The sequence below is a fragment of the Candidatus Photobacterium acropomis genome (genome assembly GCF_030685555.1).
GTDB classification, from domain to species: domain Bacteria; phylum Pseudomonadota; class Gammaproteobacteria; order Enterobacterales; family Vibrionaceae; genus Photobacterium; species Photobacterium lucens.
The window spans coordinates 3,070,044-3,090,410 of record NZ_CP131609.1 but is presented as its reverse complement, the minus strand read 5'-3'; the positions used below and the strand labels follow the sequence as shown (position 1 = coordinate 3,090,410).

The following is a 20,367-nucleotide window of genomic DNA, read 5'->3' as shown; positions in this document are numbered from 1 at the left end:
TAAAATATTTGTGTATTTAATGAAGCAGAGGGAATTTGAATGTTTTTTAAAGGAGTGAAGCAAAAAATTGTCTTTTTGTCCGATAAGGCCTCAAAAATCGGTCAATTATGACAGTTTGCCTATAGTTATAGGGAAACACATGACAGGGAAAATGCGCATAAATGTCAGATGTTCGTTAGTACAGTACGGTTATTGTATTGTTAAAGGTCTAATTATTCGGAATTATCGAGTAATTATATCTAAACAACCGATTTCACAATTGCTGAGATTGGCGTTTAAACTGCATTTAATTGATTATTTCAGATTGTTTTTTATAGGAGTGACGGTCGATGACCGATGCTATTCGTAAGTTTCTCAAATTAGAATCCGCTGGTGGAATTATTTTAATCATTGCAGCGCTGATTGCGATGATCATTGCCAATTCACCGTTGGCTTCAGTGTACAACGATACACTGCATAGCTATGTTGCAGGCCTATCAGTGTCACATTGGATCAATGATGGCCTAATGGCTGTTTTCTTCTTATTAATTGGTTTGGAAGTAAAACGTGAACTGATTGAAGGTGCATTAAATACAAAAGAAAAAGCCATCTTCCCAGCGATTGCAGCTGTTGGTGGTATGGTTGCGCCAGCACTGATTTATGTTGCGTTTAATTACAGCGATCCAATGGCAATTAAAGGTTGGGCTATTCCTGCTGCAACCGATATTGCTTTTGCATTAGGTGTAATGGCACTACTGGGTAATCGCGTTCCAGTTAGTCTGAAAGTCTTCCTACTAGCACTGGCAATTATTGATGATCTTGGTGTGATTGTGATCATTGCGCTGTTCTATAGCTCAGATCTATCAACAGTAGCACTGGCTGTTGCATTTGCTTCAACGGCAGTACTGTTCTGGATGAACCTCAAGAACGTAACTAAGATCTCTTGGTACTTAATTGTTGGTGCTGTGCTGTGGGTTAGCGTATTGAAGTCAGGTGTGCATGCAACATTAGCAGGTGTTGTTCTTGGTTTCATTATCCCACTAACAGGTAAAGATGGGCGCTCTGATACCCACTCACCATTAAAGCATCTTGAGCATGTATTACACCCATATGTAGCCTTCGCTATCTTACCTATTTTTGCATTTGCAAATGCAGGTATCTCATTAGATGGTGTGTCGTTAGAAAGTTTATCGGCTATGTTGCCTGTAGGTATTGCTGCTGGTCTGTTTATTGGTAAGCCGCTGGGTATCTTTACTGCTTGTGTTATTGCTGTGAAGTGTGGCTTTGCGAAATTACCTGATGACATCGGATTTAAGCATATCTTCGCGGTATCGGTACTGTGTGGTATTGGCTTTACCATGTCGATCTTTATTTCATCACTGGCGTTTGTTGGGGCGGATGAAAGCTTCGCAACCTACTCACGACTAGGGATCTTGTTAGGCTCAACGGTAGCGGCGGTTGTAGGTTATGTGCTACTGAGTCGTTCTCTTCCGAAGGAAGCTCAAAAAGTAGAGGCGTAATATGTATAAATACCTATTAGCTGTACTGTTTTTAACGTTCGCAACAACAAGTGTTGCATCAACGAAATACCAACATTGTACATCGGCTGATCGCTCAGATGTTTGCCAAGCGTACTTACAGGGATTAAGTGATGGGAAGAAAGAAGAAACGAAAGTGATATCTTCAAAATCTTCTTTTCAAGAACGCGCCCTTGAGCAACGTAGCGGTGAGCGATACCGTAAGCAAGATCGATTTAATCGTCAGCAAGCGGGCTAATAGGTTTTAGCACATACTTATTAGATAAATAATAAGATAAAGATTGAAGACCCCAGTGGCACTGCGTAAGCTTTGTCGTTGGGGTTTTTTATTGGCTAAATATTGAGTATGTCTCACCTAAATTATAATCATTTGTATTATTTCTGGATGGTCTGCAAACAAGGTTCAGTGACTAAGGCGGCGGATGCTTTATTCTTAGCTCCTCAGACGGTAACAGGACAGATCCGCGCACTAGAAGATCGTTTGAAAGGAAAGCTCACAAAGCGAGTTGGGCGTCAAATAGAGCCAACAGAGCTAGGACAAATGGTATTTAAGTACGCTGATAAGATGTTTGATTTAAGCTATCAAATGTTAGATCGCATTAACTATACCCAACGTGACAATCAATTGTTTGAAGTAGGGGTAGCTGACGCCTTATCTAAGCGGTTAGTGAGTCAGGTACTGCTTGAAGGGATGCCAGAAGATCAGCGTATTCATTTTAGTTGTTTTGAATCAACCCACGAAATGCTGTTGGAGCAGTTATCTCAGCACAAGCTTGATATGATCTTATCTGATTGCCCCGTTGATTCCACTCAAAGCCCTGGTCTATACAGTAAAAAACTGGGTGAGTCTGGTATGAGCTTCTTCTGCTCAGAACGATTAGATGAATCAGAATTTCCAGCTTGTATTGAAAATTATAAGTTGCTGGTACCAAGTAAACGTTCAGCAATGGGACGCAAGCTTCATCAGTGGTTTGATCAGCAAGGGATCACCCCTAATATTTTGGGCGAATTTGACGATTCTGCCTTAATTAAGGCTTTTTCGGCTTATCAAAAATCCATGTTTATCGCACCATCGATTTATGCCAAAGAGCTGAAAGAGACATGCAACGTTTACGAAGTCAAACGAATGAATGATATTTCAGAAGAGTACTTTGTGATTTTTGCAGAACGAATGATCATGCACCCATCGGTTACACGCATCTGTGAGGCTGATTTTAGCAGTTTATTTGTTTAATCAGCCCCAACCATAAATGATGGGGCTAACGTTGCCTAAAGGTTGATACAGCGATAATTACACAGGCTTATCCGCTGTATCATCCGTTTCTTTCTGTGTTTTATCGTTATTATTTTTAGGCGTTGAAATACCCGCTGTGAGGTTGTATTTCATTGCCTCTTCAAACGACCAATCAACAACCGTTAAGTCTTCTCGTTTTACCAGCGTTGTTACACCTGCAATTTGGTAACTTAGCGGAAAAAGCACGGGTACCCAATCACCGTCAGGTAATGCGGCTGTCAGTGGTGCAGGCATATCATCTGACATAATAAAGCCAATCACGTAACTATCATTTGCTTGACGAACCAATACGGTTTGCTGACCTTTATTTTTATTATCGCTGCTGATAAGAGAAGCAATGTCGTTAATGCTGCTATAAACCGTTTTAAAGAACGGAAAGCGCATTAATTGACGAATGATGAAATCATACAGCCATGCGATAGGACTAACAGAAAACAGTAAGCCTGCGACAAAAAGCAAAGTCAGGATCAATAAGAAACCGGCACCTTTGAATAGCTCACCTATGTGGAATAAACCGAATAAAAAGTTGCCAACTTTGTCTAATGACTCAAATAATGACCAAAAAAGCCAGATGCTTAAGACCAAAGGTAAGACGTTAAGCAAACCTCGTAATAGTGTTTTTTTCATTTTGGGTGCTTAGCCGATAGAGAAAAAGTGGATGGAGTGTGCCACAAAAAGGGAAGTAAAGAGTCAGGGGAATATGAATTTTAGGTATAAAAAAACCGACCCAAGGTCGGTTTTTTCAAATCGTAACTCAATAATTAAAAATTAAAGAGCTTTGATTTTAGCAGCTAGACGAGCTTTATGACGTGCAGCTTTGTTTTTGTGGATCAGGCCTTTAGTAGCCATGCGATCCATAACAGGTTGCATTTCAGCGAAAGCTTGTGTTGCAGCTTCTTTGTTGCCAGCTTCAATAGCAGCAATAACTTTTTTGAAGAAAGTGCGCATCATAGAACGACGGCTAGCGTTGTGCTGGCGACGTTTTTCTGAAGTTAGTGCACGTTTCTTAGCAGATTTGATATTTGCCAAGGGTGTAACTCCCAAATCTTGGTACGGTGACAATTTAAGGCCGAGGACTATGCCTTGGTTCTTATCTATTGTCAAATGATTTGTGCGAATAACCGCCAGACCAATCTAGTTGGCACTTGCGGATTAACACGGTTAATATGGCGGCAGATTTTACCAGCATTTGGAATCAGAAGTCACCTTTCTGAACCATCTTTTATGAGGTTTTTTTGTGAGTAAGCGTCTTTTACGCTCTGGAATGATAGTTAGCGCCATGACTTTGGTCTCTCGCGTGCTTGGTTTAGTGCGAGATGTGGTGGTTGCTAACCTGATGGGAGCAGGGGCTGCGGCCGATGTTTTTTTCTTTGCCAATAAAATCCCTAACTTTTTACGCCGTCTATTTGCAGAGGGCGCATTTTCGCAAGCATTTGTTCCTGTATTGACGGAATACCATGCGGCTGGCGATGTTGATCGCACTCGACAGCTGATAGCAAAAGCTGCCGGTACCCTTGGTGGTATTGTAACCATTGTGACTTTACTCGGGGTATTAGGCTCAGGTGCAGTAACGGCATTGTTTGGTTTTGGTTGGTTTTGGGACTGGCTTCACGGTGGTGCAGATGCGGAAAAATTTGAATTAGCGAGTTTACTGCTAAAAATTACTTTCCCGTATTTATGGTTTATCACCTTTGTTGCATTGTCTGGGGCAATCTTAAACACCTTGGGTAAATTTGCGATTTCGTCATTTACGCCAGTATTTTTAAATATTGCGATCATTGGCTGTGCATGGTTTGTGTCACCGCATTTAGCGCAACCTGAAATTGGCTTAGCTATCGGTGTCTTTTTAGGTGGCTTGATCCAATTTAGTTTCCAACTGCCGTTTTTATACCGCGAAGGCTATTTGGTGCGCCCGCAATGGGGCTGGAACGATCCTGGCGTGGTAAAAATTCGCAAACTCATGCTGCCTGCGTTGTTTGGTGTCTCTGTTACCCAAATCAACTTATTGCTTGATACCTTCATTGCCAGTTTCTTAATGACAGGCTCGATCAGCTGGCTGTATTACTCAGATCGTCTATTGGAATTCCCATTAGGTTTGTTTGGTATTGCGATTGCAACGGTGATCTTGCCGGCGCTTTCTCGTAAGCATGTTGATAAATCCCCTGAGCAATTTGCACAAACCATGGACTGGGGGGTGCGAATGGTGTTGCTGCTGGGTATTCCTGCGATGCTTGGTATGATCACCTTAGCTAAACCTATGCTGATGGTAATGTTCATGCGTGGTGAATTTAGTGTGTATGATGTGAACCAAACTGCTGTTTCACTCTGGGTGGTATCGGCTGGTTTACTTAATTACATGTTAATTAAGATTTTTGCTCCTGGTTATTATGCACGCCAAGATACCAAAACACCGGTAAAAATTGGTATTATTGCGATGGTTAGCAATATGGTGTTTAACGGCATTTTCGCACCGTTTTATGGTTATGTCGGTTTATCTATTGCAAGTGTGTTATCTGCACTGTTGAATGCAGCTTTGCTATACCGTGGCCTACATATTGAAAATATTTACCGTATTAGTCGCCAAACACTATTCTTTGTTTTACGTTTGGCAATAGCTGGCGTAGCGATGGTGTCTAGCTTGCTATGGTTTAGTCCAACAATAGAACAATGGCTAAGCTTCCACTTGCTTGAGCGTGTCGGTTGGTTGTTTGGTTTAATTGCGATTGGTGCCAGTGTTTATTTAGTAATTGCGATGATTTTAGGCATTCGTCCACGTCATCTGCGCACTGATAGCTGATTGCAAGCGTTGAGTAGTATATAATCCGCCAGCTTTTACTGCGAAATTACGATATTTTCAGCAATAATAGCGGCGGAATTTTTCGCTTAAAGGTCGATTTTGATTATTCACTCAGGTCTGATACTGGGTGAAATGAGATGAGTGATAAGTAACAGGGCGCATGGAATTAATTCGAGGCACACATAATATTCAACCCCAGCATCATGGCTGTGTGTTGACTATCGGCAACTTTGATGGTGTTCACTTAGGACATCAAACGTTACTACAACAAGTAGTCGCGAAAGCCCATGCAATGCAATTACCTGCTACGGTTATGACTTTTGAGCCTCAGCCGTTAGAATTGTTTGCTGGTGATAACGCGCCAGCACGCTTAACACGATTTAGAGACAAATACTTACAGCTAAAAAAGGTCGGTATTGATCGTCTGTTGTGTATTAGTTTTAATCACCATTTTGCTAACATGAGTGCGGAAGATTTCGTCGAACGCTTGTTGGTTAAGCAATTGGGTGTTAAGTTTCTGGTGATCGGCGATGATTTTCGCTTTGGTAAAGATCGCAGTGGCAGTTTTGATATGTTAGTTGCTGCTGGCCTAAAACATGGCTTTGAGGTGGTGAGCACCCAAAGCTTTTGTGTTTCTGAGCAGCGTGTAAGTAGCACTGCTATTCGCCAAGCATTAGCGAATGACGACCTTGAACAAGCGGAGATGATGCTTGGTCGGCCTTACAGTATTACAGGTCGTGTTTCTCACGGTCGAAAGTTAGGTCGAACCATTGATTTCCCTACCGCCAATATACCGTTAAAACGACGCGTAACACCGGTTTCTGGTGTTTATGCTGTTGAAGTGTATGGTGCAGCTAGCGGCCCTATTATGGGGGTTGCTAATGTTGGTAATCGACCAACAGTAAAAGGTGTACGTCGACAATTAGAAGTACATTTATTTGATTTTAAAGCTGATCTCTACGGACGTCAGCTTGAAGTCGTGTTACGCCATAAGTTGCGTGACGAAAAGAAATTTGAATCATTCGATGCGCTTAAATGTCAAATCGAGCGAGATGCTCAAACAGCACGGGTGTGGCTGTCTGAGCGTAATAATGTCCAACTTCGCCCAAGTAACGGAATCTAGAATCAATGAGCGACTATAAAGATACCCTGAACCTGCCTGAAACAGGGTTTCCGATGCGAGGCAACCTAGCTCAGCGTGAGCCTGCAATGCTTAAGCGTTGGTATGATGAAGATCTTTACGGTGAGATCCGTAAAGCAAAGAAAGGTAAGAAATCTTTCGTATTACACGATGGCCCTCCATACGCTAACGGTGATATTCACATTGGTCACGCACTAAACAAGATTCTTAAAGACATTATTATTAAGTCAAAGACTCTGTCTGGTTTTGACTCACCGTACATTCCTGGTTGGGACTGTCACGGTCTACCTATCGAATTAATGGTAGAAAAGAAAGTGGGTAAGCCGGGTCAGAAAGTAACGGCTGCAGAATTTCGTGAAAAATGTCGTGAATACGCGGCAGGCCAAGTTGAAGGCCAAAAAGAAAGTTTCATTCGTCTAGGTGTGCTAGGTGAGTGGGATAAGCCTTACCGCACTATGGATTTTGCGACAGAAGCAAACATCATTCGCGCGCTAGGTAAAATTGCTGACAACAACCACCTACTTAAAGGTTTCAAACCTGTTCACTGGTGTACTGACTGTGGTTCAGCACTGGCAGAAGCAGAAGTAGAATACCAAGATAAAGTTTCTCTATCTATCGATGTTAAATTCAAAGCGGTAGATGAAGCAGCAGTATTGGCTAAATTCGGTTGTGACGCAGATAAAGGCGAAGGCGATGTGTCTATCGTTATCTGGACAACAACACCTTGGACTATGCCAGCTAACCGTGCTGTTGCGATCAGTGCAGATCTTGAGTACGCATTAGTACAAACACCTGCTACTGAAGCGCACCCTGCACCTCAGCGTTTAATCGTTGCAGCAGAGCTTGTTAAAGATGTAATGGCACGTGTTGGTTTTGAAGAATCAGAAATCCTAGGTTTCTGTAAAGGTGAAGAGCTTGAACTACTTCGCTTTAACCATCCGTTCTACAGCTTTGATGTGCCAGTTATCTTAGGCGATCACGTAACGACTGAATCAGGTACTGGTTGTGTACACACCGCACCTGGCCACGGTCAAGAAGACTTCGTGGTTGGTCAAAAATACAACCTTGAAATTGCAAACCCTGTAGGTAGTAACGGTGTTTACCTACCTGATACTGAGATCTTTGCAGGTCAACACGTATTAAAAGCAAACGAAGCGGTTGTTGAAGTACTACGTGAGCACGGTTCACTACTGAACTTCTCAAAAATCACGCACAGCTATCCACACTGTTGGCGTCACAAGACTCCAATTATCTTCCGCGCAACGCCGCAATGGTTCATCTCAATGGACAAAGCGGGTCTACGTGCGAAAGCATTGGGTGAAATCAAGAACGTTCAATGGATGCCTGAGTGGGGTCAAAGCCGTATCGAAGGTATGATCGAAGGTCGTCCTGAGTGGTGTATCTCTCGTCAGCGTACTTGGGGGGTGCCAATTGCACTGTTTATTCATAAAGAAACCCAAGAGCTTCACCCGCAAACATCTGAGCTAATTGAAAAAGTAGCACAGCTTGTTGAGCAAAAAGGCATTCAAGCGTGGTGGGATCTCGATCTGACTGACGTAATGAGCGCTGAAGATGCAGCAAATTACGAAAAAGTACTTGATACTCTTGATGTATGGTTTGATTCAGGTGTGACTCACTACGCTGTGGTTGATAACCGTCCTGAGTTTAATGGTAATGAACCTGATCTATACCTTGAAGGTTCAGATCAGCACCGTGGTTGGTTCCAGTCTTCATTGATCTCATCAGTAGCAATGAAAGATAAAGCACCGTACAAGCAAGTGTTAACACACGGCTTCGTAGTTGATGGTCAAGGCCGTAAGATGTCTAAATCTATCGGTAACGTCGTTGCTCCTAAAGATGTAACGAACAAGCTTGGTGCAGATATCCTACGTCTATGGGTTGCATCTACTGATTACACTGGCGAAGTAGCAGTATCTGACGAGATCTTAAAGCGCTCTGCAGATGCATACCGCCGTATTCGTAACACAGCACGTTTCTTCCTTGCTAACCTTCACGGTTTCAACCCAGAAACAGATTGTGTACCAGCAGAAGAGATGGTTGCACTGGATCGTTGGGCAGTAGGTCGTGCAATGGCAGCACAAGCTGAAATCGTTAAAGACTACGAAGCGTACAACCTACACGCAGTAACACAACGCCTAATGCAGTTCTGTTCTGTTGAAATGGGTTCATTCTACCTAGACGTAATTAAAGACCGTCAATACACAGCGAAACGTGGTGGTCATGCTCAACGTAGCTGTCAGACTGCGCTTTACTACATTCTTGAAGCACTAGTGCGTTGGATGGCACCTATTATGTCGTTCACAGCTGATGAAATCTGGAATGAAATGCCTGGTCAACGTGACAAGTTCGTATTCACAGGTGAGTGGTTCGAAGGTCTATTTGGTCTTGCTGAAGGTGAAGAGCTAAACAACGAGTTCTGGGCTGAAATCCAGAAAGTACGTGGTTCAGTGAACAAGCTATTAGAAGCTGCACGTAACGAAAAAGTGATCGGTGGTTCTCTACAAGCAGAAGTAACACTTGCTGCAAATGCTGATTTAGCCGCTAAGCTAAACAAGCTAGAAGACGAGCTTCGTTTCGTTCTACTAACATCGAAAGCACAAGTAGTCGTTGCTGATAGCAAACCAGCTGATGCACAAGAGACTGATATCGAAGGTCTATATGTGTCAGTTAAAGCATCAGAAGCGGCGAAGTGTGAGCGTTGTTGGCACCATGTTGCTGATGTTGGCACAATTGCAGGTCATGAAGAGATTTGTGGTCGCTGTGCAACTAACATCGATGGCGACGGCGAAGAGAGAAAGTTTGCATAATGACTAGTACAGCACTGAAGCAATCGCTATCACTTAAAGAATCAGGTATTCGCTGGCTATGGCTAGCGGTACTGGTATTTATCATCGATAACGGTACTAAACTGTTAGTGATGGACACAATGGGCTATGGCTGGCCAAACCGAATCGAAGTACTACCATTTTTTAATTTGCTATATGTGCACAATACAGGTGCCGCATTTAGCTTTTTAAGTGATGCAAGTGGTTGGCAGCGTTGGTTGTTTGCAGCAATTGCTTTTGGTGTCTGTGGTTTATTGATGTACTGGATGCGCCGTACGCCTGCGACGAATAAAATCGCTAATTGTGCTTATGCACTAATTATTGGCGGAGCATTTGGTAACTTATTTGATCGTATGTACCATGGTTTTGTGGTCGATTTTCTCGACTTTTTCTATGGTGACTACCACTTCCCGGCATTTAATATTGCCGATAGTGCAATCTGTATTGGTGCCGCGTTATTGATTTTAGATGGTTTTAAATCAGATAAAGCAGCCAAAGAGCAGCAATAAGTTCACATAATAAACTAATCTTAGATAAACGCAGTTCATTCATTGAGCTGCGTTTTTTTATATCGAAACAATGGCTGTGACTGTGATAGTGAAGAAAATATTAAAGTGAAACACTAAAACCTTGGTATCAGCACGTTGATACCCGTAGTGCTTTATTGTTAAATGGACAGATTAAATTAGATGAGCCGTAAAGGTATTAATGCCGCTATGGTTTAAGCAAAAGGAAGTGGTATGTCAGTGATTAAAGATAACAGTGAAGTGTTGATGCACTTTGCTATTAAACTTGAAGATGGATCGGTTGCGGAATCGACCTATGCGATGGGCAAACCTGCATTATTTCGTATGGGCGATGGCAGCTTAACTGACAATTTTGAAAAGTGTTTATTAGGATTAAATGAAGGTGCGAAAGATTCATTTGAATTAGCACCAGAAGATGCTTTTGGTATGCCGAATCCTGATAATATACACCATCTTGATCTGGCGAAATTTGGTGCTGATGCGCCTGCTGAAGTGGGCAATATCATTGCTTTTGCAGGTCCTGATGGTCATGACATTCCAGGTATAATTACAGCCGTTGTGGGTGATTCAGTTACCGTAGACTTTAATCATCCACTTGCAGGACAAGCCGTGACCTTCGAGGTTGAGGTTGTCTCCATTGAAAGTTAAGAGCAATCGTTGATGAAAATCTTACTCGCAAACCCACGAGGTTTTTGTGCTGGTGTTGATCGTGCGATCAGCATTGTAGAGCGTGCATTGGAAATGTACCAACCGCCTATTTATGTTCGCCACGAAGTCGTACATAACCGTTTTGTTGTTGAAGGGCTAAAACAGCGAGGGGCGATTTTTGTTGAAGAGCTGAGCGAAGTGCCTGATGACAATATCGTTATATTCTCAGCTCATGGTGTGTCTCAAGCGGTACGTAACGAATCTAAACAACGTCAATTAACCGTATTTGATGCAACGTGTCCATTAGTAACTAAAGTTCACATGGAAGTTGCACGTGCAAGCCGTAAAGCGATGGAAGTTGTGCTGATCGGTCATGCTGGTCACCCTGAAGTTGAGGGTACAATGGGGCAATATGCAAACCAAGATGGTGGCATGTACCTTGTTGAAACACCAGAGGATGTCGATAAGCTAACCACTGTCGTTAAAGATCCAACTAATCTTCACTATGTCAGCCAGACGACATTATCTGTGGATGAAACTGCGGATGTCATTGATCGCTTACGCCAAGTATTCCCAGATATCCAAGGTCCACGTAAAGACGATATTTGTTACGCAACCCAGAATCGCCAAGATGCAGTACGTGAAATGGCAGAATCTGTTGATGTGATGATTGTGGTTGGCTCTAAAAATTCATCTAACTCCAACCGTTTACGAGAGCTGGCTGAAAAGTTAGGTACACCTGGCTATTTAACCGATTGTGTTGAAGATATCGATGCTTCTTGGTTTGATAATAAATCTACAGTCGGTGTGACTGCTGGGGCTTCAGCGCCAGAAGAGCTTGTTAATCAAATTATCCAGCAGATCCAAAAGTTAACAGGCTCTGAAGTGGAAGAATTATCTGGTCGAGAAGAGAATATGTTCTTTGAAGTGCCAAAAGAGCTTCAAGTAAAGAATATCTAATAGCATATTGATTTGTGCAGAATAAGCCTCAGTGAAAGCTGGGGCTTTTTTATCATCTGTAAAACCGCTACAGTGTTGAGATAATTATATATTCATCAAGGGAGAAGCACGCAATGGTAAGAATTGCGATAGCCGGAGCCGCTGGCCGAATGGGTCGTCAGCTATTAAAAGCCACACAACTATCAGAAAAAGCAGAGCTAGGTGCAGCAACTGAACGTGCAGGTTCGACGTTAGTCGGCGTTGATGCGGGAGAGTTAGCTGGTACGGGTATTGCGAACGTGATCATTGTGGATGATCTTAGCAAGGCTCTTGATGATTTTGATGTATTGATTGACTTTACTGCACCTGTTGCAACCTTGGCAAACATTGAGTTTTGTAAGCAACATAATAAAAAGATCGTGATTGGTACCACAGGGTTTACTGAGCAAGAACGTGAGCTGATTGATGCAGCGGCTGCAGAGATCCCTGTAGTAATGGCACCTAATTATAGTGTGGGTGTAAACCTAGTATTTAAGTTGTTAGAAAAAGCAGCAAAAGTGATGGGTGATTATTGCGATATCGAAATCGTTGAAGCACACCACCGTCATAAAGTGGATGCGCCATCGGGTACAGCTATTGGTATGGGTGAAGCGATTGCGGGTGCGATGGGTAATAAGCTGAGTGATGTTGCCGTTTATGCTCGTGAAGGGATCACTGGTGAACGTACTCGTGATGAAATTGGCTTTGCAACAATCCGTGCTGGTGACATTGTTGGTGAACATACCGCTATGTTTGCTGACATTGGTGAGCGTGTAGAAATTACCCACAAGGCAACGGATCGCATGACATTTGCCAATGGCGCAGTTCGTGCGGCAGTGTGGCTTAATGATAAAGCACCAGGTTTTTATACCATGGAAGATGTTCTTGGGCTTGATTCATTGTGAGTTGATAGATTTAAACAAAAAACCTGCTATGTAGCAGGTTTTTTTATACCTACATAAAGCTAACTCGATATCGCTAAAGTGAATAAATTCCGTTATTCAGTAAGATTGTTAGGAATAGCGTTCGTGAGTGTAATAAATATACCTTTTACGCAATGTTTTGTTGGTTAAATTTGTGTTTGATGTGTTTTTTCTTTTGTGTTGTCTGTTTTTACGTTAAAACCTTTCTTCTTTTTGGTTTTTTTACTGAATTAAATTTTGTTAATGTGTTTGTGAAAAAAGCAAACGATTAAATCTTTTTATTTGTTGTGCTTGATGCTTTTTACTGTAACTAAATGTATTGTTTTTGCTTGTTGGTGCTAAAAGTGATGTAAAGGAGTCTTTTTCTAACTTTATTTTCTTTGTGATGTTGACAGAATGCTAACTGATCAATAGAATTTGCGAAATTTGTCAAAAATCAGCAAGGCATGGTTTTTGGCGTTTAAAGGAATGGGTAATTGCAACTTTATCTGTTTTAATTGCATTTTTATTTAATTGGAGGTTGTCTTGAGCAAATCTGCGCTGTTAGTCCTGGAAGATGGGACAGTGTTCCGCGGTGTGTCCATTGGGGCAGATGGTTCGGCCGTTGGTGAAGTCGTTTTTAACACCTCGATGACGGGGTATCAGGAAATTCTCACCGACCCTTCTTATTCACAACAGATCGTTACTCTTACTTATCCCCACATTGGCAATACCGGTACTAATACCGAAGACGAAGAATCTACCGCTATTCATGCACAAGGTCTGGTTATTCGTGATCTTCCTCTTATCGCTTCAAACTTCCGCTCTGAACAATCTCTTTCTGATTATTTAAAATCACAAAACGTCGTTGGTATCGCCGATATTGATACTCGTAAGCTAACTCGAATTCTTCGTGAAAAGGGTGCGCAAAACGGTTGTATTATCGCAGGCAATAACCTCGACGAAGCCTTTGCACTAGAGCAAGCGAAAGCTTTCCCTGGTCTTAAAGGCATGGATTTAGCAAAAGAAGTGACAACAAGCGAGACATATAGCTGGAAGCAAGGTTCTTGGACACTAGAGAACGGCTTACCAGAAGCACAGGAAGATAGTGAGCTACCATACCACGTAGTGGCTTATGATTTTGGTGCTAAACGCAATATCTTACGTATGTTGGTTGATCGTGGCTGTCGTTTAACAGTTGTGCCAGCACAAACATCGGCAGAAGATGTACTTGCACTAAACCCAGATGGTGTTTTCCTATCAAATGGTCCAGGTGATCCAGAGCCATGTACTTACGCTATTGAAGCTACTAAAACATTCCTTGATAAAAATATTCCAATCTTCGGTATCTGTTTAGGTCACCAAATTCTTGCCCTAGCAAGCGGTGCAAAAACGGTGAAAATGAAGTTTGGTCACCACGGTGCTAACCACCCAGTTAAAGATTTAGATCGTGATGTTGTGATGATCACCAGCCAGAACCACGGTTTTGCTGCTGATGAAGCAACGTTACCTGAAAACTTACGTGCGACACACAAATCCCTGTTTGATGGCTCGCTACAAGGTATTCATCGTACCGATAAGCCTGCATTCAGTTTCCAAGGCCACCCAGAAGCAAGCCCTGGTCCACACGATGCAGCACCATTATTTGATCACTTTATCGAATTAATTAAGAAACACAGCGCCTAAGCCGGGAGTAGTAAGAAATGCCAAAACGTACTGACATAAAAAGTGTACTAATTCTAGGTGCAGGACCAATCGTTATCGGTCAAGCATGTGAGTTCGATTACTCAGGTGCACAAGCTTGTAAAGCACTTCGTGAAGAGGGTTACCGCGTTATTCTGGTAAACTCTAACCCTGCCACTATCATGACTGATCCAGAAATGGCGGATGCAACTTACATCGAGCCAATTCACTGGGAAGTGGTACGTAATATCATTGCTAAAGAGCGTCCTGATGCGGTACTACCAACCATGGGCGGTCAAACAGCACTAAACTGTGCACTTGATCTTGAGCGTCACGGCGTACTAGAAGAGTTCGGCGTTGAGATGATCGGTGCAACAGCTGATGCTATCGATAAAGCAGAAGACCGCTCTCGCTTCGATAAAGCAATGAAATCTATCGGCTTAGAGTGTCCTCGCGCTGATACTGCGAAAACCATGGAAGAAGCTTACAAAGTGCTCGATATGGTTGGTTTCCCATGTATCATTCGCCCATCATTTACTATGGGTGGTACGGGTGGCGGTATTGCTTACAACAAAGAAGAATTCGAAGAGATCTGTTCTCGCGGTCTTGATCTTTCACCAACTAATGAGCTTCTGATTGATGAGTCATTAATTGGTTGGAAAGAATATGAAATGGAAGTGGTTCGCGATAAGAATGACAACTGTATCATTGTGTGTGCGATTGAAAACTTTGACCCAATGGGTATCCACACCGGTGACTCAATCACTGTTGCACCAGCACAAACCCTAACAGACAAAGAATACCAATTAATGCGTAATGCATCGCTTGCAGTACTGCGTGAAATTGGTGTTGAAACAGGTGGTTCAAACGTACAGTTTGGTATCAACCCGAAAGATGGCCGTATGGTTATCATCGAGATGAACCCACGTGTATCTCGCTCATCAGCACTGGCATCAAAAGCGACAGGTTTTCCGATTGCAAAAATCGCGGCAAAACTGGCAATTGGTTTCACCCTTGATGAACTAATGAATGACATCACAGGTGGCGCAACACCTGCATCATTTGAACCTACTATCGATTACGTAGTAACGAAGATCCCTCGCTTTAACTTCGAGAAATTTGCTGGCGCTAACGATCGTCTAACGACACAGATGAAGTCGGTTGGTGAGGTTATGGCGATTGGTCGTAACCAACAAGAATCACTACACAAAGCACTACGTGGCCTAGAAGTTGGCGCGATGGGTTTTGATGAAATGGTTGACCTTGACGATCCAAACGCGATGAGCAAGATCCGTCATGAACTGAAAGAAGCAGGCGCAGAGCGTATTTGGTACATCGGTGATGCGTTCCGTGCTGGTATGTCGGTTGACGGTATCTTTAACCTTACTAACATCGACCGTTGGTTCTTGGTTCAAATTGAAGAAATCATCAAGCTTGAAGAGCAAGTGAAAGCGGCAGGCTTTGCTGGCCTAAATGCAGAAGTATTACGCAAACTTAAGCGTAAAGGTTTTGCTGATGCGCGTCTTGCTAAACTACTTGGCATTGGTGAAGGTGAAATTCGCAAACTACGCGATCAGTTCGACATTCACCCAGTCTACAAACGTGTAGATACGTGTGCGGCTGAGTTCTCATCAGATACAGCTTACATGTACTCATCATACGATGAAGAGTGTGAGGCAAATCCAACAGACAAAGATAAGATCATGGTATTGGGCGGTGGTCCAAACCGTATCGGTCAAGGTATCGAATTTGACTACTGCTGTGTACATGCATCATTAGCACTGCGTGAAGACGGCTACGAAACTATTATGGTTAACTGTAACCCTGAGACAGTATCAACGGATTACGACACATCAGATCGCTTGTACTTTGAACCAGTAACTCTGGAAGATGTACTGGCTATCGCACGCGTTGAAAAACCAAAAGGCGTTATTGTTCAGTACGGTGGTCAAACACCACTTAAACTGGCACGCGCACTAGAAGCAGCAGGCGTGCCAATCATCGGTACAAGCCCTGATGCGATTGACCGTGCAGAAGACCGTGAGCGTTTCCAACAAGCGGTTGACCGTTTAGGTTTACTACAACCTGAAAACGCAACAGTGACGACGATGGAGCAAGCGGTTGAGAAGTCGCGTGAAATTGGTTTCCCTCTGGTTGTACGTCCTTCTTACGTGCTTGGTGGTCGTGCAATGGAAATTGTTTACGATGAGCAAGACTTGCGTCGCTACTTCAATGAAGCAGTTAGCGTTTCAAATGAATCACCAGTACTACTAGATCGTTTCCTAGATGATGCGGTTGAAGTTGACGTTGATGCGATTTGTGATGGTGAGCAAGTGGTGATTGGCGGTATTATGGAGCATATCGAGCAAGCGGGTGTTCACTCAGGTGACTCTGCATGTTCACTGCCAGCGTACACCTTAAGCCAAGAAATCCAAGATGTGATGCGTGAGCAAGTTAAGAACCTTGCGTTTGAATTAGGTGTTCGTGGCCTAATGAACACTCAGTTCGCAGTCAAAGATGGTCAAGTGTACCTAATCGAAGTTAACCCTCGTGCAGCACGTACCGTACCGTTTGTTTCTAAAGCGACAGGTGCACCACTAGCTAAGATTGCAGCGCGTGTTATGGCAGGTCAATCACTTGAATCACAAGGCTTTACTAAGGAAATCATTCCACCGTATTACTCTGTGAAAGAAGTGGTGCTACCGTTTAACAAGTTCCCAGGTGTTGACCCACTGTTAGGCCCTGAAATGCGCTCAACAGGTGAGGTAATGGGTATCGGTAATACGTTTGCTGAAGCATTCGCAAAAGCGGAATTAGGTTGTGGTAAAGAGTACCCAGAAGGTGGTCGTGCACTACTATCTGTTCGTGAAGGTGATAAGCAACGTGTGGTTGATCTTGCTTCTAAGCTAACTAAGTTGGGTTACCAGTTAGATGCAACTCACGGTACAGCTGTGATTCTTGGTGAAGCGGGTATTAACCCTCGTCTAGTTAACAAAGTACATGAAGGTCGCCCTCATATTCTTGACCGTATCAAGAACAATGAATACACCTACATTGTTAACACTGCTGCTGGTCGTCAAGCGATTGAAGATTCAAAAGTGCTTCGTCGTGGTGCACTAGCTGAGAAGGTGAACTACACCACAACGCTAAATGCTGCATTTGCAACCTGTATGGCGCATACCGCAGATGACCGCAATACAGTGACCTCAATTCAAGAGCTACACGCACGTATTAAGTAAGTGTAACGTGAATTGAAACAGAAAAGCCGAGCTATGATGCTCGGTTTTTTTATTTTTATAATTAATTGAAATAAATAAACTTTGATAATCAGTTTCTATACAGGTTGGTTTATTTAGAATGCAGGCGTCGCAGTAAGCGATACATGTTTTTGGAGACAATAATGAACGATACCGACCATCCCCCAAGTATGAAGCAGGAAAATCTCGCTTAGTTTACGGTATCCATTGTTTCCTCCGTACGACTATGTGCGGAATAGTATGTCTAACCTTCCTTTTTAGTAATGCACTTTCACGACAGCTTTCCTTTGATTTTCCATTTCCTATCTTAATTCATAGCATTAATTATTCAGCATTGGCGATAGTTGTTGCTGATAATACGTAATGTTATGTCGGTGGTCGTTACCATCTCTTTTAGAGAGTCAGCCAATCGGGAGATTCGCCATGGCGGTAATGAATGATGCAGTTTTCGCTGCAACAACACAAATAGCACACAAAGATGCACTTGCAGTACGTAATGCATTTCTAAAATATGATTTGGATGAGCAAGCACAGTTACTAGTAAAAATGCCGGTACCAGATGCGTTAGCTATGCTACATGAATGTCCATTGCGACATGTACAAATATTATTAGATAGATTAGATGAATTAAAACAGGAAGTCAGAGCCCGTCAGTTAGCTAGTGGATTAGGACTCATTAGCTCGGAAGTCGAGCCTACTGGAGATTACCTAGAAAATAGTGTCTTCAATCATGTGAAAGAGCGCATAGGTTGGATTGTCGGTTTGGCACTAATGGGAATCGTCTCAGGCTTAATTATTTCCCATTATGAAGATACGTTAAGTCAATTAGTGTTACTTGCTATCTATATGCCTGTCATTGCAGCTGCTGGAGGGAATACAGGTTCACAAGCTGCGACTTTGGTAGTGCGAGCTTTGGCAATGGAAGAAATAAAATCACGGGACTGGTTAGCCGTTTTGTGGAAAGAGTTTCGTGTTGCGATGGTTATTGCTATCTGCCTTGCTGCTGTGATCATCGGGCGAGTTATTTTCTTTAGCGGTGATGTAGTGTTACCTGTAGGAATGACACTTGATTCTATTGCTCTTGCGATAGGTATTGCGATTTCGATCCAAGTTGTCATCTCAACCACCATAGGGGGAGTATTACCTATGATCGCAAGGGCTTTTAATTTGGATCCCGCGGTACTTGTGAGTCCTGTCTTAGCTTCTATGGTTGATATTACTGGGATGATGATTTATTTCACGACTGTTAATTGGATGCTTGGATTAGGGCATTGATAAACATTGTTATAAAAAAGCCACTATAGGTTAGCTATAGTGGCTTTTGTTTTATTGAACGCGCTATTTAGTAGCTTTTATAAAGAGAGTTATAAAGCTGTTTTTCAAATTGGTAAATCGGTGGCAATGCTGCTTTTTCACCGTCATGCATGTGTGGATAGTAATTAGTCACTAACTGTACAAAGAGGAGTGGTTTGCCATTTTGGGTATTAATCACACCCGCCAAGTTATAGGTACCAAATAAAGAGCCACTTTTAGCAATAATCTTACCTTTTAGCGGAACATCACGAATACTGCGACGGTACTGTAACGTGCCACTTTTCCCTGATACAGGTAGATCATTCATTAAACCAAGCTGTGGATGACGATAAATGTAAGTCACCACTTTCATTAAGTCATTTGCTGTTAAGCGGTTATTACGCGATAAGCCTGAGCCATCCACCATTACGGTATCAGAAAGATCGATTCCTGCTTTATCTTTGAGTATCGCTTTGATTGCTTCAATGCCGTTACTGTAACTACCGGCTTGGTTGTAATATTTTGCACCAATCGTTTTGGCAATATTATCGGCAAATAAGTTATCAGAGCGCTTCAACATAATATCAAGTAGCGTTGATAGTGGTGCTGAACGGTGTGTTGCGATAATTTTTCCGTTAATTTTATCGTTACGAAGTACCTTACCGTTTAACTTAATACCTGCGCGCTTAAGCTCTTGTTGAATAATCGCGGTTGAATACAAGGTGGTGTTTTGCACTGCAAATTTAAGTGGTAGAGGCTCTTTACGAGGCTGTATACACCCACTGATTTGGTACATGTTACGATCATTGGAGGTCATTGATAGCTGACAGTGTTGCTCTTTTTGCTGCGCTTTGGAAACCACAATGGCTGATGTTTGTGCCTTAATTGGCTGGTGGCTAGGCACATTTACACGTGTGACATCACCAAAAGATTTATTACTGTATAGCGCACCTTGAACACAGTTGTGCTCTAAGCTGATACTACTTGATGGTGCACTGTAACAAGATCCTAAAATATCCCAAGGCCAACCAATAGCACGTTCATAGCCAGTAAAATGTCCGCCATTTAAGTACAGATTACCTTTAATTGTCGTTATGCCTTGCTGTTTTAGCTGGCGAAGCAAATTCGCAATATCGCTGCGCTTAAGTGTTGGGTCACCATTAAATTTTAAAATGACGTCATTACCTTTGGTCTCAAGGTAAGTATCAAAACGGAAGTTATTACCAAGATATAGCTTTGCAGCAAGCGCAGTGATTGTTTTCTGTGTACTTGCTGGTGCTTGTAATTCGGCTGCGCGTTTATCGTATATCACTTTGTTGGTGGCAGGGTTAACGATGAGAAGCGCGACATTACTACCTTTGGGCAGTTGGTTGATTGCTTGCTGGGGAGAAAACGCAGCAAAAGAGGAGAAGCTCGTTGCCATTAATGCAGAGCAAAGCAGTTTTTTAAACATATCAAGGCATAGTTTTGGTTAAGAGATAGAC

At 42.6% G+C, this 20,367-nt stretch carries 16 protein-coding genes; 13 read left to right on the top strand and 3 right to left on the bottom strand.

The window, feature by feature from the left end; all coding sequences use genetic code 11:
• The first annotated feature begins 329 nt into the window (after positions 1-329).
• The 3 genes from nhaA to nhaR all read left to right on the top strand — a co-directional run bounded on the left by nhaA (position 330) and on the right by nhaR (position 2,751).
• Positions 330-1,499: a Na+/H+ antiporter NhaA gene (gene nhaA, locus Q7657_RS20865; RefSeq protein WP_008988440.1), complete on the top strand. Its 1,170-nt coding sequence runs from the start codon at positions 330-332 to the stop codon at positions 1,497-1,499.
• Between the two features lies 1 nt (position 1,500).
• On the top strand, positions 1,501-1,755 hold the full coding sequence (locus Q7657_RS20860; protein WP_008988439.1) for a hypothetical protein: 255 nt from the start codon (positions 1,501-1,503) through the stop codon (positions 1,753-1,755).
• A 108-nt stretch (positions 1,756-1,863) separates the two neighbouring features.
• Positions 1,864-2,751 (top strand): transcriptional activator NhaR, encoded by an 888-nt coding sequence (gene nhaR, locus Q7657_RS20855; RefSeq protein ID WP_107166827.1) that lies wholly within the window; start codon positions 1,864-1,866, stop codon positions 2,749-2,751.
• A 57-nt stretch (positions 2,752-2,808) separates the two neighbouring features.
• Here nhaR and Q7657_RS20850 read toward each other — a convergent pair whose 3' ends face one another.
• Together Q7657_RS20850 and rpsT are read right to left on the bottom strand one after the other, a co-directional pair.
• Positions 2,809-3,438, bottom strand: coding sequence for a DUF502 domain-containing protein (locus Q7657_RS20850; protein WP_107166826.1), 630 nt, complete (start codon positions 3,436-3,438; stop codon positions 2,809-2,811).
• A 141-nt stretch (positions 3,439-3,579) separates the two neighbouring features.
• Positions 3,580-3,840: a 30S ribosomal protein S20 gene (gene rpsT, locus Q7657_RS20845; RefSeq protein WP_008988436.1), complete on the bottom strand. Its 261-nt coding sequence runs from the start codon at positions 3,838-3,840 to the stop codon at positions 3,580-3,582.
• A 208-nt stretch (positions 3,841-4,048) separates the two neighbouring features.
• Here rpsT and murJ point away from each other — a divergent pair, with 208 nt between their 5' ends.
• The 10 genes from murJ to Q7657_RS20795 all read left to right on the top strand — a co-directional run bounded on the left by murJ (position 4,049) and on the right by Q7657_RS20795 (position 18,865).
• Positions 4,049-5,608, top strand: coding sequence for a murein biosynthesis integral membrane protein MurJ (gene murJ, locus Q7657_RS20840; RefSeq protein WP_053987922.1), 1,560 nt, complete (start codon positions 4,049-4,051; stop codon positions 5,606-5,608).
• A 160-nt stretch (positions 5,609-5,768) separates the two neighbouring features.
• Positions 5,769-6,731: a bifunctional riboflavin kinase/FAD synthetase gene (gene ribF, locus Q7657_RS20835; protein ID WP_053987921.1), complete on the top strand. Its 963-nt coding sequence runs from the start codon at positions 5,769-5,771 to the stop codon at positions 6,729-6,731.
• 5 nt (positions 6,732-6,736) lie between these two features.
• Complete coding sequence (gene ileS, locus Q7657_RS20830; protein WP_107166825.1) at positions 6,737-9,577, top strand: isoleucine--tRNA ligase; 2,841 nt, start codon at positions 6,737-6,739, stop codon at positions 9,575-9,577.
• Positions 9,577-10,104 carry a signal peptidase II gene (gene lspA, locus Q7657_RS20825; RefSeq protein ID WP_107166824.1) on the top strand — a complete coding sequence of 176 codons (528 nt, stop codon included), beginning with the start codon at positions 9,577-9,579 and terminating at the stop codon, positions 10,102-10,104. Before ileS ends, lspA begins: the two co-directional genes overlap by 1 nt.
• A gap of 231 nt (positions 10,105-10,335) precedes the next feature.
• Positions 10,336-10,770 carry an FKBP-type peptidyl-prolyl cis-trans isomerase gene (gene fkpB / locus Q7657_RS20820; RefSeq protein ID WP_053987918.1) on the top strand — a complete coding sequence of 145 codons (435 nt, stop codon included), beginning with the start codon at positions 10,336-10,338 and terminating at the stop codon, positions 10,768-10,770.
• A 12-nt stretch (positions 10,771-10,782) separates the two neighbouring features.
• Positions 10,783-11,730, top strand: coding sequence for a 4-hydroxy-3-methylbut-2-enyl diphosphate reductase (ispH, locus tag Q7657_RS20815; RefSeq protein ID WP_107166823.1), 948 nt, complete (start codon positions 10,783-10,785; stop codon positions 11,728-11,730).
• A 113-nt stretch (positions 11,731-11,843) separates the two neighbouring features.
• Positions 11,844-12,653 carry a 4-hydroxy-tetrahydrodipicolinate reductase gene (gene dapB, locus Q7657_RS20810; protein ID WP_053987916.1) on the top strand — a complete coding sequence of 270 codons (810 nt, stop codon included), beginning with the start codon at positions 11,844-11,846 and terminating at the stop codon, positions 12,651-12,653.
• Between the two features lie 543 nt (positions 12,654-13,196).
• Complete coding sequence (carA, locus tag Q7657_RS20805) at positions 13,197-14,336, top strand: glutamine-hydrolyzing carbamoyl-phosphate synthase small subunit (RefSeq protein ID WP_107166822.1); 1,140 nt, start codon at positions 13,197-13,199, stop codon at positions 14,334-14,336.
• Between the two features lie 17 nt (positions 14,337-14,353).
• Positions 14,354-17,572: a carbamoyl-phosphate synthase large subunit gene (carB, locus tag Q7657_RS20800; RefSeq protein ID WP_008988427.1), complete on the top strand. Its 3,219-nt coding sequence runs from the start codon at positions 14,354-14,356 to the stop codon at positions 17,570-17,572.
• A 441-nt stretch (positions 17,573-18,013) separates the two neighbouring features.
• Positions 18,014-18,865: a magnesium transporter gene (locus Q7657_RS20795; RefSeq protein ID WP_107166821.1), complete on the top strand. Its 852-nt coding sequence runs from the start codon at positions 18,014-18,016 to the stop codon at positions 18,863-18,865.
• Positions 18,866-18,932: 67 nt separating this feature from the next.
• Here the strand turns inward: Q7657_RS20795 and dacB are convergent, their stop codons facing one another.
• Positions 18,933-20,336 (bottom strand): serine-type D-Ala-D-Ala carboxypeptidase, encoded by a 1,404-nt coding sequence (gene dacB / locus Q7657_RS20790; protein ID WP_107166820.1) that lies wholly within the window; start codon positions 20,334-20,336, stop codon positions 18,933-18,935.
• Between the last annotated feature and the right edge of the window lie 31 nt (positions 20,337-20,367).